Annotated in this window: 13 protein-coding genes and 1 pseudogene; 11 read left to right on the forward strand and 3 right to left on the reverse strand. The window is 36.2% G+C overall.

The features are described 5' to 3' along the window. The 10 genes and pseudogenes from FS802_RS17535 (at position 1) to FS802_RS17575 (ending at position 11,559) form a co-directional block, all read left to right on the forward strand. Positions 1–2,100 (forward strand): VirB4 family type IV secretion system protein, encoded by a 2,100-nt coding sequence (locus FS802_RS17535; protein ID WP_144525272.1) that lies wholly within the window; start codon positions 1–3, stop codon positions 2,098–2,100. Positions 2,101–2,130: 30 nt separating this feature from the next. Next, positions 2,131–6,147: a type IV secretion system protein gene (locus FS802_RS17540; RefSeq protein WP_144525274.1), complete on the forward strand. Its 4,017-nt coding sequence runs from the start codon at positions 2,131–2,133 to the stop codon at positions 6,145–6,147. After that, entirely contained in the window at positions 6,144–8,354 is a 2,211-nt protein-coding gene (locus tag FS802_RS17545; protein ID WP_144525276.1) for a lysozyme family protein, read from the forward strand. Before FS802_RS17540 ends, FS802_RS17545 begins: the two co-directional genes overlap by 4 nt. A 16-nt stretch (positions 8,355–8,370) precedes the next feature. Next, positions 8,371–8,946: a hypothetical protein gene (locus tag FS802_RS17550; RefSeq protein WP_098655073.1), complete on the forward strand. Its 576-nt coding sequence runs from the start codon at positions 8,371–8,373 to the stop codon at positions 8,944–8,946. A 165-nt stretch (positions 8,947–9,111) separates the two neighbouring features. Next, a complete protein-coding gene (locus tag FS802_RS17555; protein ID WP_098655074.1) occupies positions 9,112–9,495 on the forward strand; it encodes a hypothetical protein in 384 nt (127 codons plus the stop codon). Beyond that, positions 9,492–9,790, forward strand: a pseudogene (locus FS802_RS17560) (DUF2325 domain-containing protein). The gene FS802_RS17555 and the pseudogene FS802_RS17560 overlap by 4 nt, the downstream one beginning before the upstream one ends. 128 nt (positions 9,791–9,918) lie before the next feature. Next, positions 9,919–10,134 (forward strand): hypothetical protein, encoded by a 216-nt coding sequence (locus tag FS802_RS17565; protein ID WP_144525278.1) that lies wholly within the window; start codon positions 9,919–9,921, stop codon positions 10,132–10,134. Further along, positions 10,124–10,297, forward strand: a complete 174-nt coding sequence (locus tag FS802_RS31175) for a hypothetical protein (RefSeq protein WP_186367222.1) — start codon at positions 10,124–10,126, stop codon at positions 10,295–10,297. Before FS802_RS17565 ends, FS802_RS31175 begins: the two co-directional genes overlap by 11 nt. Positions 10,298–10,597: 300 nt before the next feature. Beyond that, positions 10,598–10,825: a hypothetical protein gene (locus FS802_RS17570; RefSeq protein ID WP_000391816.1), complete on the forward strand. Its 228-nt coding sequence runs from the start codon at positions 10,598–10,600 to the stop codon at positions 10,823–10,825. Between the two features lie 47 nt (positions 10,826–10,872). Continuing rightward, the gene (locus FS802_RS17575) at positions 10,873–11,559 is read left to right on the forward strand and encodes a CPBP family intramembrane glutamic endopeptidase (protein ID WP_098655075.1); all 687 of its coding nucleotides are present in this window, start codon (positions 10,873–10,875) and stop codon (positions 11,557–11,559) included. Between the two features lie 110 nt (positions 11,560–11,669). On the opposite strand, the gene FS802_RS17580 is transcribed toward FS802_RS17575, so the two are convergent. The 3 genes from FS802_RS17580 to FS802_RS17590 all read right to left on the reverse strand — a co-directional run bounded on the left by FS802_RS17580 (position 11,670) and on the right by FS802_RS17590 (position 14,091). Beyond that, complete coding sequence (locus FS802_RS17580; protein ID WP_088610376.1) at positions 11,670–12,194, reverse strand: GNAT family N-acetyltransferase; 525 nt, start codon at positions 12,192–12,194, stop codon at positions 11,670–11,672. A 229-nt stretch (positions 12,195–12,423) separates the two neighbouring features. Then, positions 12,424–13,569 carry a DUF418 domain-containing protein gene (locus FS802_RS17585; RefSeq protein ID WP_144525280.1) on the reverse strand — a complete coding sequence of 382 codons (1,146 nt, stop codon included), beginning with the start codon at positions 13,567–13,569 and terminating at the stop codon, positions 12,424–12,426. A gap of 39 nt (positions 13,570–13,608) precedes the next feature. Next, positions 13,609–14,091, reverse strand: a complete 483-nt coding sequence (locus tag FS802_RS17590; RefSeq protein WP_098655077.1) for a thioredoxin family protein — start codon at positions 14,089–14,091, stop codon at positions 13,609–13,611. A 924-nt stretch (positions 14,092–15,015) separates the two neighbouring features. Between FS802_RS17590 and tnpB the strand changes: the two genes are divergently transcribed. Further along, positions 15,016–16,134, forward strand: a complete 1,119-nt coding sequence (gene tnpB / locus FS802_RS17600; RefSeq protein ID WP_088610482.1) for an IS200/IS605 family element RNA-guided endonuclease TnpB — start codon at positions 15,016–15,018, stop codon at positions 16,132–16,134. The last annotated feature ends 7 nt before the right edge of the window (positions 16,135–16,141 follow it).

Raw genomic sequence — 16,141 nt, forward strand, 5'->3', positions numbered from 1 at the left:
ATGAGGTTATTCGGAAAAAAGAAAAAGGAAAAGAAAAAAATAGAAGCAGAAGAGAAGGATGAATTGGAGCTAGAGGAGGAAGAGTTGGAAGAAGAGGAAGTACCGACGCAATTAGAAAATCAAACAACAGTGTTTGATGTTATTGCTCCAGAAGGAATGAAAATTGATGCAGAAGATTATGGGGTAATTAAACAATCTTTAGGAAGTAATACGTTCTTCCGTCCGTTTTATATTCCACGTGATGGATACCCGCGTATGATGCAAACCAATTGGCTCAACATGTTAACTTCAGCTGGGGAAGTAGATGTAATGATCGATATTCATAAAGAACCAAAAACCAAAGCAATGCGATCATTAGATATGCAGCTTACGATGCTACGTTCCAATCTTTCTTTCCAACGTACACGAGGAAACATTGACCAAGAAAAAGACTTAGATGCAAAAATTCAAGATACAAACAATTTAATGGATGAAATCCAGTTCAATGAAAATGACTCCTATATGGTGAGTACAATGGGTGTTGCTTACGCGGAATCAAAGAAAGAATTGGACGTTTTATGTGAGTATATTGAAGATGAAATGCAAGCATCTCACTTTAAGATAGCAAGTACTTGGAACCGTGTGAAAAGTGGTTTGAAAGCTACTATGCCACTAGGGGCACCGAATACGCTGCAAGATACCTATCGAAATATCGATAGACGTGCGTTATGTACGTTTGCACCATTTGTATCAGGATCCGGGAGATTTAATGGTGGAATACCAATAGGAAAGAATAAAATTACTGGGCAAGTAGAATTTTTGAATTCATTTGGTAATGCAGATTATCGCCCGCCAAACTATAACATTGGTGTGACCGGGATTTCGGGTTCGGGGAAAAGTTTACTTTTAAAAATGAAATTAGCTCGTGAAACTTCACTTGCAGATACGCATGCAATGATTATTGATCCAGAGGGAGAATTCGTAAAAATTACAAAACGTCTAGGTGGTATTAACTTAAATATTTCACCAGAAAGTAATATCATTATTAACCCTTGTGCAATTGCAGTGACAGAACTTCAGATTACAGATAAAGATGAAGAGCTAGAAGCGCTTGAACAATACGATAAGAAGGAACTCGTAGAGCGTGATGGCGTCAAGTATGTAAGATTTGTACCGATTTTAGAGAAAATCAATGAAATACTAGGATTCTTGGACATTATTATTCGAGGACAAGATTTTGATCAACCAGGATTAAATGTATTCCAGCGTACAATGCTAGAAGATGCAATTCGTGAAGTGTTTGAGAGACATGGCATTACTTCCCACACTTCATCTTTATATACAGATGAAGTGAAGAAAGTGGATGGCCAATTAATTCAGTCACAAGTGAGAAAGCCAGAGCCAGAGTTAAAAGAAATCTACGATGTTATAGTAGAAAATCATGGAGACGATGTGAAGGCAGAAGAGTTAATCGCCGCGATTCGTCCGTTCTTACGTGATGGTTCAAAACCATTATTTGATGGACAAAGTCATTTTGGTCGTGGTGTAGAAACACAATTAAATGAATCACGTGTTGTTAACTTTAATATTAGTCATTTAGAAGAAGGATTCTTAAAACCAATCGCTTTCCACGTTATCTTGAACTATATTTGGGAGCATTGGATTAAGAGTCCAGAACATGCTATCAAACGAAAAGTATTATATGTGGATGAGATGTGGCAGTTTATTGATTATGAACAAACGGTTAACTTCTTAGAAAAAGTAGCACGTCGTTCACGTAAAAGAAATGCTGGTATGTGTTGGGCGAGTCAGGACTTTGTTCGTATTTTAGAAAATGTGAAAGCACGTGGTATCTTGCAATCTACTTTCTCTTATTTCTTCTTAGAGCAAAATAAGATTGATAAGAAAAAAATCCAAGAGAACTTTAACTTAACTGCTGGGGAATTAGATATTATCCTAAACAACCCAGGAAAAGGAGAAGGAATCTTCCGTGTAGGGGATAGTTCGGTTTGGATTCAAACAGATCCATCAGACAAAGAAATGATGTTCATTGAATCGAATGAAGCGGTACTACAAGAGCTTTTAAATAATATGAAGAAAGGACAAGGGTACGCAGGATAATAGCGTACCTTTGAAAAGGAAGGTGAAATTATGCTTGAGAAAATAATAGATTGGGTGGGTGGCCTTATTATCCATATGGTAAAGACCCTCCTAGCGCCTATTTATGGATTTATGGATACTATTCCAGTTCTAGTCTTTGGTGGAGATAATGCTAATCTAGATTTTTTATATGAAAAGAATGCGGTTACCAATGTATTAGATACCGGTATGCCTGTCATGTTTAAATTTGTTGCTTTTTGTGTCCTCGTCAGTGTAGTTGTTACAGCAGCAAAATATTCCGCAACGGCTATAAATCCAAATAATCGGACGGCATTAATTGAATATGCAAAAGACTTAATGATTATCTCGATTTGCCTCTGGCATTTAGATTTCTTTTATAATTTTGTATTTAATCTAAACAATTGGATTACATCGGAATTTAAAGAGGCGATAAATGGAGTAAATAACGGGAATTTCAACCCGGATCAACAAATACCTTTGTTAAAGTCGGGGCTGTCTGACTATAAGACAATTACAGAGCTCTCAATGAAAGGTCATGAAAACGATTATATGTTTATCATATTCGGACTATTTATTGAAGCTGGATTAATGATATGGGCAAACTTTTATTATTTAATGCGTGCGGTGACACTGTACGTATTAATGTTACTAGGCCCTGTAATGGTAGGAATGTGGTTGTTCCCACAAAAGAAACAACAGACGTTATATTGGATTCGTGAGTTTATGGGGGCAGTATTAATTCAAGCGATTCACGCAATTACCTTATGGTTAGTCATTACGCTTATTGGGGGTGCACAAAATCCTATTATAAAATTAGTATTGCTTGCCATGTTTATCCCAGTTGGTGAGATTGTAAAAAGCTTTATTGGCCTTAGCACCAATGCATCAGGTGGTATTCATAGAGCGGGTACGATGATGGGGATGGGTGCTTTGGCAAGTGTGGCTGGACTGGTTAAAGGTGTTCGAGATGACTACCGTAATTCAAAAGTAAAACCGGATGATAAAGGGGATAAAGAAAAGACAAAAGAAGATGCTGATAACCCGAAAGATGCATTAGGAGCGAACTTAGGGACAGATGTTGGTACAACATCTCGTGCAGCTCGTATGTTAAAAGCAGGCCAAATTGGAAGTTCAATTGGTAAAGCAGCGACAGGAATTGCGGGTATGGCAGCGGGAGCTGGTTTTGGACCGGGAGCGATGGTAGTAGGCTCGCAAGTTGGAAGTGCATTAGGTGGTGCTCCTGGTGCAGTGGCTGGTAGAAGTGTTGCTGCAGTCGGCGAAGGGGCTGTAGCCTTAGGAAAACATATTGGTTCGAGTGTAAAGAAGGGTGCGGACACGTACTCAAATCTAAATGGCGAATCGTATCCGGAACTAACCGATGAAGATATCGCACAGGATTTAGCTACAAAAGATTTTGAAAATTGGAAAGCGGATAATCCTGATTCTGCAGTTGCAAGCCGCTTAAAACAAGCATTCCCTAATGCTTCCGATGCAGAGATTGCTAAAAAAGTAGAGAAAACAAATAGTGATCAAATGTCTCATTTCAAAAATCAGCGTAAACAAGTTTTACAGGGTATGAAGAAGAACGCTACTCCATATGGAAACGCTAGAGATTTAGTTAACGCTGCAACGAATGCATTCCAAAAGGGGTATGAGGCAGACCATAAAGATACGTTTATGAGTCAGTTACCAGAAAATATGTCAGCGGAAGAGAAAGAGAAACACTGGAACGACCATCTGAACACAAAAGTACAAGGATTTAGAAACCACGCAGAACAGGCGGCGACAAAAGCAGGTGCCATGCCAGTTAATGCGAAGGATAAGCAAGGAAATAATCTGTTTGATAAGTCCTATGTGAATAAAGATGCGTTTGCTTCTCGACTTGCATTAGGGAAAGTTGGAAAAGCAGTCGAGGGTGTAAAAGGAGAAACGTTAGAAAGTGGCCATCAAAATATGGGACAAGTAGGTGCTCTTGTCGGTGCTTCTACTGCTGCATTTAAGAAAGCGTATAGTGCAGACCATAAGGCTGGATTCATGAAACAGTTCCCTGCAGATATGCCGCAACAAGAAAAAGAAGCAGCATGGAATAAGCATTTAGATCAAAAAGTACAAGGATTTAAAAATTATGCACAACAAGCGGCGGAATCAGCTGGTATTGTACAGCAAAAAGACGGTACAAACTATGCGAATAAAGAAGCTTTCGCTTCTCATTTATCACAACAGTTACAAAAAAATCCTGGCTTAAATGCTATGGGTGTATCTAGTGCAGCAGGCATTCAGAAGGCAGTCAACGGTGTGAAAACGCACGGTTTGACAAGTGGAACAGGAAGCCAGAAAACGAAACAAGTAAGTAATGTTGGGAACCTGGTACAAGCCTCTACAGAATCCTTTAAACAAGGCTATGCAGCTGAGAACAAGGAAAACTTTATGAAAAACTTGTCTCCAACTATGTATCCAAAGCAAAAATTAGAAGCGTGGCAGGCACACTTGAATGAAAAAGGAAATGAATTTAAAACAGTCGCTCAGCAAGCGGCAGTACAAGCGGGAGCGATGCCCGTACAGGCAAAAGATACGAGGGGTGAGAGTCTACATAATCAATCGTATATTAATAAGGGTACCTTTGCTTCTGAATTAACGAAAGGTCTACAAAATCATGCAACTCTTGGAACGGTGAGCCAACAAGTAGGTTCTGGAATTACTAGTGCGATTCAAGGTGTTCGTTCACATGGCGTTGCGACAGGTGGCGCGATTAATAAAGCTGTATACGCAGCGACACAAACGCAAGCGAGTATCGCACGTGCAGGAGATCTTTCTGTTGCGGAAATTGAACGCTCTTATGCCGATGCATCAACAAGTGTAGCAAATATTGCACAAAGTGCTGGTAAAATGTCTATCCCAACTTCCGCAGTGGGACGTATGACACAGCAAAGTAAGATGGTAGGTATAAGTATGATGGAAGGTGCCAAACACCTTGCGCATATACAGGGATTAGAAAACGTATCAAATGCATACTTTAGTGCCGCGAGTGCTGTACAACAATCCGGAGGGAATGCAGTACAAAGAGTGATAAGTGGGACTAATGCTGCTGTTAATACTTCATTAGGTGGGGATGCAGCAGAACGCCATTACAATGTGACAAAAGGCTTAAGTTACGCCGCAGGTGTTATTGGTGGTGCAGGTGCTTACCAAGCAACTTCACGTATGGTAAGTAAATATAATCCTTATAACAAAGCTGTTCAAACAGAAGCAAAAGAAATTCAAGAGATTCAGAGAATGGTACCAACAACCACAGACCATACAGGAACGCAATCTGTTGCTAAAGGGGCTGTACGTTTAGTTACGACGAATAACAAATCATGGATTGAAGCAAAAGATTCCAGTGGGATGACACAAGTTGTATCTCGTTATGGTAGTGGAGATAGTAGCATTCGTTCCGGACAAATGGTATATCAAGATTTAAATATTACGGATGGGCAGTTAACACAGTACCGAAATGGTACGAAAGCTTCTCCAGCGTATATACAAGATGAAAGTGGTGGGAAAATCAGTATTAATCGCTCGATTAATGTAAATCCAAATCAATTGGTAGGAAATCAAAATCCAAGACCATTACAACAGAAACCAGCATTTAGTAAACCGCCACTAACTGTGAATCATAAAGTAGACAATGGGAATTTCTACATGTCCGATTTGGATCAGGGTGGATATAAGAATGTACAAATGGTCGTAGAAAGAGATCGTAGCTATATGGTAGCTACCACAACAGATGGTACGGTTTCACGTGTTTCTCCATTTGGAAAAGGTGATACACGTCTACAAACAAACCAAAGAATTGAAAGAAATTGTGAAGTAAAAGATAGTAGCATTAAACCAAGAGAAGAAGTCTTGGTTACACACACACAAGACGAAATCGTACGTGCAGAGACACACCTGAATTTATCAGAACATGACCCGCAAAATCTGATTCCATTTGCGCCAAACCCACGTTTAGCACAGCGAAAAAGACGAAATCATGAGCATGGAAAGTATGGTGTGACAAGTCTATGAGTCAGAACCCAAACGATCCAAATGAACCGAAAAAAAGTAATCCCTTAAAAGATGTAGCTTCTCACTTTATTAAGAAGAAAGGGATGCAAGCTCGCGGGAAGATGGCAAAATTGGCAGGAAAAGCAGGGAGGGCAGCAGCGAAAGTTGCTGCCAAACTGCTAAAAAAGGCGACGTTAAAAATCGTAGGGTCAGTAATAGCCGTGATTGGATTACCCGCGGCTATCATTATGTCGTTGATTATTGTGGTGTGTGTCATTTTAGCATCTTTTGTACCGATTACAAAAGATGACAGTAAAACAGAGGAACAAGTCAAAAAATATATGGAAGTCTCAATGGCCCTGAATGTGGATTGGAAAGAGATTGTCGCTTTTGACATGGCGCGATATGATAATGATTTGACTGGTAAAGATCCGCATGATGCTATATCATATTTTTTGGATATCCAATATGAAGAATATACGGAAAAAGAGGTATACGAGGCAGGACCAAATGGACCTTGCGAAAAAAAGAAAAAGGAGATGCAAAAAACAAAATCTGAGAGTCATTCTGGACCAGATGTAAAAAAGATTTTAGGAGATACAGATTTTAAGAAAAAAATAGATGAGATTAATGCGAGTGGGAATAAGAAAGTAACTACATCCTCTCACGGGATAGAGAAGGCAATGGAACTGGCAAAATTCAGTGAAAGTCAAAAAGAACGTGCACGTGAGATATTAGCAGCAGGAATGTTAGAAGGTATGTATGGACACCTTGCACGTACTGGTGGATTTGTTGGTGGTATGTGTGTAGGCTCTGTTAGTCCTGGCGGGGAGCCTGTCAATCTTAATGAAAAGGTAACAGGGTATCTTCCTAAAATTAAAGAGATGGCGGAAAAACATGGTGTTACTGAATATGTTGGTATTCTCGCAGCTCAAATGATGCAGGAGTCAGCCGGAGCAGGAAGTGACCCAATGCAAGCATCAGAGGGGCATTATGGAGATTTAAGTTCATCTTGTATAGGTATAAAAGGAAATGCGCGTATGGGGTGCATTAAAGATCCAAATATTTCTATTGAAGCAGGTGTATTGGAATTTAAAGATGTGTTAGGACAGGCGAATGGAGATATAGCCCTTGCCTTACAGTCCTATAATTTTGGCTCAGGCTTCATTAGCTATGCTTTAGCAAAGGGTGGCTATTCAGAGGAAACAGCTATTGAGTTCTCAAGAAGTAAGGCAAATTTAAACCCGGCTGGTTGCTCTGATCCAAATAACTTCCGAACCAAAGTTGGAGCGTGCTATGGGGATTACACCTACGTATCCAAAGTTTTGAAATTTTACAAGGATTTAGGTTGTGTTGCGTCTGGAGATGGAGAATGGATTTCTGATAAAGGTTGGAAATGGCCAACAAAATCAGGTCGTATTACAGATACATTCGATGCGGTTCGTGGTGGAAAGCAGCATAATGCTGTAGATATTGGGGCCATGACCGCCGGAAAAGCTGGAGACCCAGTGTGGTCGATGGAAGCAGGTATTGTAACAGCCCAAACAGGAAATGTAAACGGTGGTGGTCTAGGAGTCTATGTAGAGCATGGAAATGGTATTGTATCCCGTTACTTACATTTGAGTAAAATATCAGTTGCACCAGGAACCATGGTAACAAAAGGACAAATCATTGGAGAAATGGGTGGCTCTAACTATGATAAAAATACTGGGATTCTTAATATGGCAGGTTATGCTGTCCATTTAGATTTCCAAATTCGTATTAACGACCAACCAACGGATCCAATGAAGTTCTTTAAGAAAAATGATGACCCAGGATTATCATCAGGTGGTTCTCCTACAATGACAAATGCTAAACGACAAAAGGTATTGGAAGAAGCGAAAAAATGGCTAGGACAAGGGAAAGTGAGATATGTACTAGGGGATCGTAATCCACCAGGTGGCACGTCAGATTGCTCAGGATTTACACAGTATGTCTTTAGAACAAGTATAGGTGTACAACTTGGAGATTGGACAGGTGCTCAAGTCGGACAAGGTAAACAAGTACCAGACATCAATCATGCACAACCAGGTGACCTTATTTTCTATGAAAACCCAAGGCACGTTGCAATTTACATGGGGAATCAAAAAATGATTCATATTGGCGATAACAAAGGTGTACTAATAACAGGTCTAAACTATACGGCAAGAGGTCAACATATGACGCAAATTCGTAATGTTATAGACTGATTTGGGATGTGAAGAAATGAAGAAAGTCATAAATGTGCTAGCGAATCTGCCTCGTAAGTACTTAGTTATATTGGGGATTATTGTGTTAGTAGTAGGCGTTGCTACCTATAATACTATTCATCGTTATATGATGAAATCACAAGTACAAGAGGAAGAGCAGGTAAATCAAGATGAAATAGAGATGCTTGGAGATAAACCAAAAGGATTTGATACAAAAGAAGAGGAATATGTTGCGAAAACAAAAACAGTAGAGGATTTACTACGAAAAATTTCTAATAGTAGTTATGATGTCCCGTATTTGTTTACAAAGGCTGGATTTGGTATTGAACCAATGAAAATGACAAGCAATGAGCGTATGCTTGCTACAGAAGCTGTACAACGATATTTCCTAAATGGGGATAAGTTTTACAATGCGCGAATTACCAAAATTGACCGTGGGAAAAAAGTAGACACGTTTCATATTGAAGTTTTAATTCAACAGGTAAATTTCTTAGAACCACGACAATTTAAAGTGCAGGTAAACCAATATGCACAAATTGTAACGCCAATCGAACAAATTCCACATGGCCAAGAAGAAGTACCTGTGGATTAAGAAGGAAATGAGGGTTGTGGAAGAAAAAACACAACCCTTTTATAAAAAAAATAAAGAGTACCTAAAATTATTTATTGAATATTCCTAATTTTCTAATATAATAAAACCATGGTTAAACGAAATTTGTATATAGCGCTAAAATGAGATAAATATGGAGGGATACAAATGAGGATGTTAATTGGAACAGCTGCGAATTTTGTTTCGGGATATTATATAGGACGAAATTCCGGCTTGTTAGGAACGTTGCTTGGATGGGCTTTTCTGTTGGGTGGTGGCTATCTGTTACTAGAAAATTGGGATAGTATCACAGTATGGATGCATAGTTTGAATATTGTACAAGGATTAGATGGTTATGAAGATATGAGCAATGGCTTTATTTTCATCTGTTTGGTAGTAAGTGGCTTTATTCTCATCTTGTTGTCACCGATTTTCGTTATTTTATTAATGATTTGTTTCGTGTTAATGAATATTGTTGCTTGTACACTTGTTTTATTAACATCACCAAGTACATACATAAAGAAGAAAGATAAGGAGAGTGAGTGGGAATGAGTACAATTCTAGTTTTAGGTGGATCAAATGGAAGGACGTTAGAGAAATTGGCCAAAAAAAGAGACTGCCAGGTTATCTTCCGTGATGGGAAAAATCACGGAGGCGTAAAGAAAACGTTTCGAAGTGTTATAAAAAATGCGATGTTATTGTAGTGCAGAAAGGTGCATGTGGCCATGTATCTATTGATGTAGCAAAAGAATACGCAAAGAAGTATGATGTCCCACTTTTATTTAATCAAGGATTTGGTGGAACCGGTGCATTAGAAATGGGTTTAAAGCATCTGCAAGCGGCTTGATTTTAGTAGGTAGTCTGAGATAACTGTTTGGGCATTAAATCACTTAATTATTATATATAATTTTATATCAAATTAGTAATTACTTAACTTACTAAAATTTGAATTTTATTGAGAAACAGGGTGAATAAATGGTTGTCGAAGATAGAGTTGTTTATGACGAAGATGGTGTAAGGCATGAAGGTGAAATTATTGAGTTTCTGTACGATGGATTAGCTTTAACAATGGAGTTAGATGATGGTTCTCATTTAACTTGTGGAACAAGATGGGTAAAAAAAGTTGGCCGACATTTATTAAATCAAAAACACTGTAATAACAGTAAAGGTGGAATGAAGGATGGAAAGTAAAGAGTACAAAAAAGGTTATTTAGAAGGGCAGTTGGATGAAGCGGAAACTGTATATCACAACTTGGCTTCAATCCTTAGTCATATTAATGAAGAACCATCAGATTTTGCTAATGAATATTTGGATGAATTAGCAAAATTTTTAACAAAACACGGTCGATTGTAATTTAAACAAAAGCGTTATTTTATAGAAATGTGAAAAGAGCACACAGAAAATGTGTACTCATAACAAACTAAATTATTTTAAGGACCATGATATATCATCAAGGGCTTTATAAATATAACTATACATGCGGTAAAAGAGATATTTTGGATTGTATTTTTGTTTCCAGTTCATAATAATCACCTCTCATACAAATAATTTAATTATATTATACAGTTATTAATTCGAATGTTAAGAAAACTAGATGTGAATTAAGGTAAATTTAAACAAAATAGTTATCTTGTAGAAAAGGGGAGATTAAGAATGGAAGAGTTAATAAAAGAGCTTCGGGAGTTACACCAAATAAATATTTATTCGGTAGACGGAAATTGGTGTATCCAATTGTTTGATTTAGATGTTTGTCCGAATGATTATGATATTCAGCCTTGCCCAGAATTTGAGTGTGTATTTGAGACGTCAGGTAAAGTCCTTCCAAATGTATTATCAGATGCATTGGTGTGGGCAAAAGATCAGTTGGAAAACCAGATTTAAATAAAATCGTTAATTAAATAAAAAAAGTGAAGGGTAAATACATAAACATGAATAATAGTAATATACATAAATCAGGTTATATCATACTTATATATTTTTTAATGACTCAATTTGTTGGGATTGTAGGTGTACAATTGCTAGCGAAGACGGGCTGGTATGATATTCAGGGAAACCAACAGCAAGCAATCCAACAACTTCTAGTGCATTGGGAACTAACTGGGTTTTCACTTACGTTGATAATCTTTTTTCTTATATATAGAAAAGAGTTAATGAAAGATACAAAGTTATCGATTAAATTATCAAGAAGCTCATTTGTATGGATTTTAGTTGGAATCATATTAGTATTTCTTGGGCAGATAATAGGTAGTATGTTAGATAAAAGTATATTTCAGTTAACTAATCAATCAGCAAATACGTCTAATACAGTCGCTGCTGCAGCAATATCTCCTATTGCACTTATTTCAATTGTTCTTCTTGCACCTTTAGTAGAAGAGTTTGTTTTTCGTTATGCGGCCATAAATATCTTAACTCAAAAGTTTAAACAAACTTGGAGTATATTAATAAGCTCATTGTTATTTTCCATTATGCATTTTGACTTTCCATTTATATTTGGATACTTTCTAATTGGACTTGTACTTGCTCTAGTATATGTGCGTACTAATAGGTTACTAGTATCATTTGTTGTACATGCTAGTATGAACTTAATTGTTGTCACACTTCAGATTTCTTCATAAAAGTGTGGTGCTAGCACATATTACATTGAAATAGGATGTTTTAAAAGAGGATACTATACCCAATAAAAGGTATAGTATCCTCTTTTTTGTAAATTTAACATTTTTGATTTTTATGTACGTTGCTTCCATAAAAGACGATTACCAGATATCTCGAATCCATGTTTCGTATAAAAATTAATTTGTTTGGCTTTATGATGACTATCATCACTAACAATAAGACCGGTTATTTTGTCTACCTGTGAGTCTACTGCTATTTGTAGTAAATGTTTCATTAATATGCTTCCCAATCCCAAGTTACGTATCGGTTCTTCAATAAATATATCAGCAAGGTCTATAGTGGTTCTTGCCGATATATAATGTGCGTCCAGATATGGTTCGGGGAAAACCGTTCCTTTATTTGTAATCAATCGAATTTTTAACACAATTGAGTTTTCTTCGTATAAATTGGTATTTTCATATAAATGACGGTACACAATAATACCACCATTTTTAATATTGAGTACAGATAAAACTTGATATCCTTCCTTTAATAACAGGTTATATGTAGATTGAAGTTCATATTTCACATCACCAGGTACTTGTAATTTAACTTTGTGTATTTTACTTTTTCGAGGGTTATTGTTAATACTAAACATGTTATCACCTATCTTTATAATTAAATTATTAATACTTTATATTAGGTTAAATTGATTTTAAGAGAAATATAGGATCAAGTCAGAGTAAGGCACCAAAAGGTGCCTTACTCTGACTTAATCTACTTTAATTTTAATAACATCATTTTACAACCACAAATATATCTTTAATCTTTCATATAATATTTTATCATTTTTTCCAGTTAATTGCATGTGAATGGAGAAAAATATGCTATTTTTTGTAAATTCCTTTTCTCCATATCCACTCAATAGGACCATAGCGGAAATATGTACTCCAAATTGTGCTGAATATAATTTGAGCAAGGATAATTAAAATCCCGAAGATACATAGTTGCCAGTAATATATGTGTGAGACATCTTTAAAATACAACGAAAGAATGACAAGCGTTAGTATACTTTGGCTAATGTAATTCGTTAAAGCATACTTACCTACGTTCATAAAGGGGTACAGCCACTCTATATATTTTTTATTCTCACAAACTCTAAGTAGGGTACAAATATAGAATATAGCTAGCATTTTCCCTCCAAATAGAATCCATATTTGTATATCGTGAGAGTAATAGACATCCGTTTTTATAAAGTAGTAGATAATAGGGCAAGAGAGAAGACATGAAATGCATAACGAGCTCCACTGTAAAAATATAATGTGCTGTATTAATTCCGGAACCCTTTTAAAAATATCTTTCTTACCAGCCCATAAACCGATTAACAATAAGCCTATATATTCCGGAATCTCAATTAGTAGTTGTTGGGGTTCCTCTATCATCAGAAAAAACAAACGTGCTTTTACTTGATATAAATAATGTGTAAATAGATTTACCGTGTGGTTGGTAGTGTTGCCAGTAAACATATATTGATAGTAAGTTGGTACTTCAGGAATAGAAGAACCTGCTTGTAAAAATATAATAATATGTAATACATAACTAACCGTTAGGAAACTACAACCAGCTATAAAAATAAGCTTAGTAGATCGCTTATAAAAGAACAATAGAATAAATCCTGCTATAGCATACGCATGTAGAATATCTCCATACCATAGAAAGGTGAAGTGGAGTAAACCGAAGACTAGTAAAATACACAGTCTACGAATAAACAACTTATACATGTGATATCCTTTTGCTTCTGTATTTTTCATAAAAATGTAAAATCCTACTCCAAATAAGAATGCGAAAATAGTGTAGAACTTTGCTTGTATAAACAAATCTACTAAAAAACGAATCGCTTTATTTGTACCGGAGTAACCTGCATGATTAAAGGGATCTAGTCCCGTCATAGTGGGTAGATTCGCAAAAAGGATACATAGTATGGCTATACCTCTTATTATGTCTAAAGATTGAATACGGGCGTTTTGTTGCATGTTAATTCTCCTTTCGTACAAAGAAAAACGAGCACTATACTAGATAGCACTCGAGTTACGTCTTGCAAAGAATCCATCATATGTAGCAGCTGACACTGCTCCTTCTAAACGTTCAACTTCTTCACCTCTGTTATAAGCTACAACAACTGGAGTACCTGGAATGTCGAACTCTTGAAAGGCACTTTGATTTTCTGGTGTAGAGATATCAATACGATAGATGGTTCTCTCATGCTTTTTTGACATACTATTGATATCTGGTGCAGCTTTTTTACAAAAATGACAGGTTGGTTGATAGTAATAAGCAATGAACTCTTCATGGGATTGTATTTTTTGCTTTAATTCTACTTTTGAAATATCTTTTATATTTTCAGGTGCTTCTTTTACATCTGCAGCAGATACAATTGTTTTTTCTGGCGATATAGTTTCTGTTTTGACTGATTCATTTTTAGTTAAAGTAAAGATTGCGATACCAATAACACATAAAGTTGTTATAACTGCTCCGATTTTGTAGATTTTTTTCATAGTAAATTCCTCCTTAAAGTAAAAAAAGGACAAACCTCGCCCGAGTTAACAGGGCGTAAGGTTTGTCCTTCACGCTACGTACAATAGAGTATAAACAATGGAAACAAATTTTCTATCCATATAATAACATAAGATTCATATAGAATGCTATAAGAATATTAAAAGAAAAGCAAAGGAATAACTTAGTTTATATAATTTTACGTACCAGATTAACAATAAAAAATTAATACCCATAACAATAAGGGGATTCTCCTTGTTTATCCAAATTATAGGGACAATATACACCATTATTAAGCGTAAAATTATGCAACAAACAACCTCTCAAAAAGTGTGTATATTTATGAAGTATATCTTAATTACATATTGATACCTTTTGAAGTGGTTTGTGCTGTAAAAATATGCTTTATCTTATAGTGTACCTTTATGAGCATTGGTCATTTTTTAAGACGGATAATATTTAAAAAGTAAAGCTAAGTTTTTATCTTTTTATAATTTGTAAAACACACCATTAAATATCCCAATAAAAACCCAGTGACTTCATGCACACATACTGATATCACTGGGTTTTATAAGTTTAACATTTTGTATATTTTGTAAAACTAAATATTTTTCTATCTCAAAATATATAAATTTAAATATTATAAATATTATGTAAAATAAAATATAATTAAACAATAACTTACCGTTATTACAATTTATTTATCAATTTAGCCAAGAAGACTCCTTCCTCAAGGAGCGTGAAGGACGTAGCCCAGCGAGTAGGTGGGAGATGAATTGGCTTCGAACAAGAGATGGCAGGAAGTCATCTTAATTGTTCGACATATGTAAAGTGTTACCGGACAATTTGTCATAATCACTTCACTATCAATCGAATGTACGTTTGGCATATAATAGATATATATCGAAATGGAGGTGAAACGAAGGATGATCAATAAAGCGTATAAATTTCGTATCTATCCAAATAAAGCACAAGCGATCCTGATCAATAAAACGATTGGTTGTTCTCGTTTTGTATTCAATCACTTCCTATCTCTATGGGATAATGCATACAAAGAAACAGGAAAAGGTTTGACATATGGTACATGCTCTGCCAAACTTCCTGCCATGAAGAAAGAGTTTGTTTGGCTAAAAGAAGTGGATAGTATTGCTATTCAATCGTCTGTTCGCAACCTTGCGGATGCTTATACACGCTTTTTTAAAAAACAAAACAGTGCCCCGCGTTTCAAATCTAAAAAGAACAACGTACAATCTTATACCACAAAACAAACAAATGAAAACATTGCTGTTGTGGGAAACAAAATGAAATTGCCAAAACTAGGTCTTGTTCGATTTGCCAAAAGTCGTGAAGTAAAGGGACGTATTTTAAATGCTACGGTTAGACGGAACCCTTCTGGCAGATACTTTGTGTCATTGTTAGTTGAAACAGAAGTGCAAGAACTTCCGAAAACACATTCTTATATTGGAATGGATGTAGGATTAAAAGATTTCGCCATTTTGTCAGATGGAACAATCTATAAAAATCCTAAATTTTTTCGCTCATTGGAAGAGAAGTTGGCAAAAGCACAGCGTGTTCTTTCTAGAAGAATGAAAGGATCTTCTCGCTGGAATAAACAACGAGTAAGGGTAGCTAGAATTCATGAATACATAGCTCATGCTAGAAAAGATTACTTGGACAAAATCTCAACTGAAATCATCAAAAACCACGATGTTATCGGTATAGAAGATTTGCAAGTATCGAATATGTTAAAAAATCATAAGTTAGCAAAAGCGATTAGTGAAGTATCTTGGTCACAATTTAGAACGTTGCTAGAATACAAGGCAAAATGGTATGGAAAACAAGTCATTCCGGTATCCAAAACATTTGCTTCAAGCCAATTATGTTCTTGTTGTGGGTATCAAAATAAAGACGTTAAGAATCTAAATCTTCGTGAATGGGATTGTCCTGAGTGCAATAGTCATCACGATAGAGATATTAACGCAAGTATCAATCTTGAAAATGAAGCTTTAAGGCTTCTAACCGTAGGAACTACGGGGATAGCCTAATGAATTA

This window comes from Bacillus sp. DE0042 (genome assembly GCF_007680225.1).
Classification (GTDB): domain Bacteria; phylum Bacillota; class Bacilli; order Bacillales; family Bacillaceae_G; genus Bacillus_A; species Bacillus_A wiedmannii.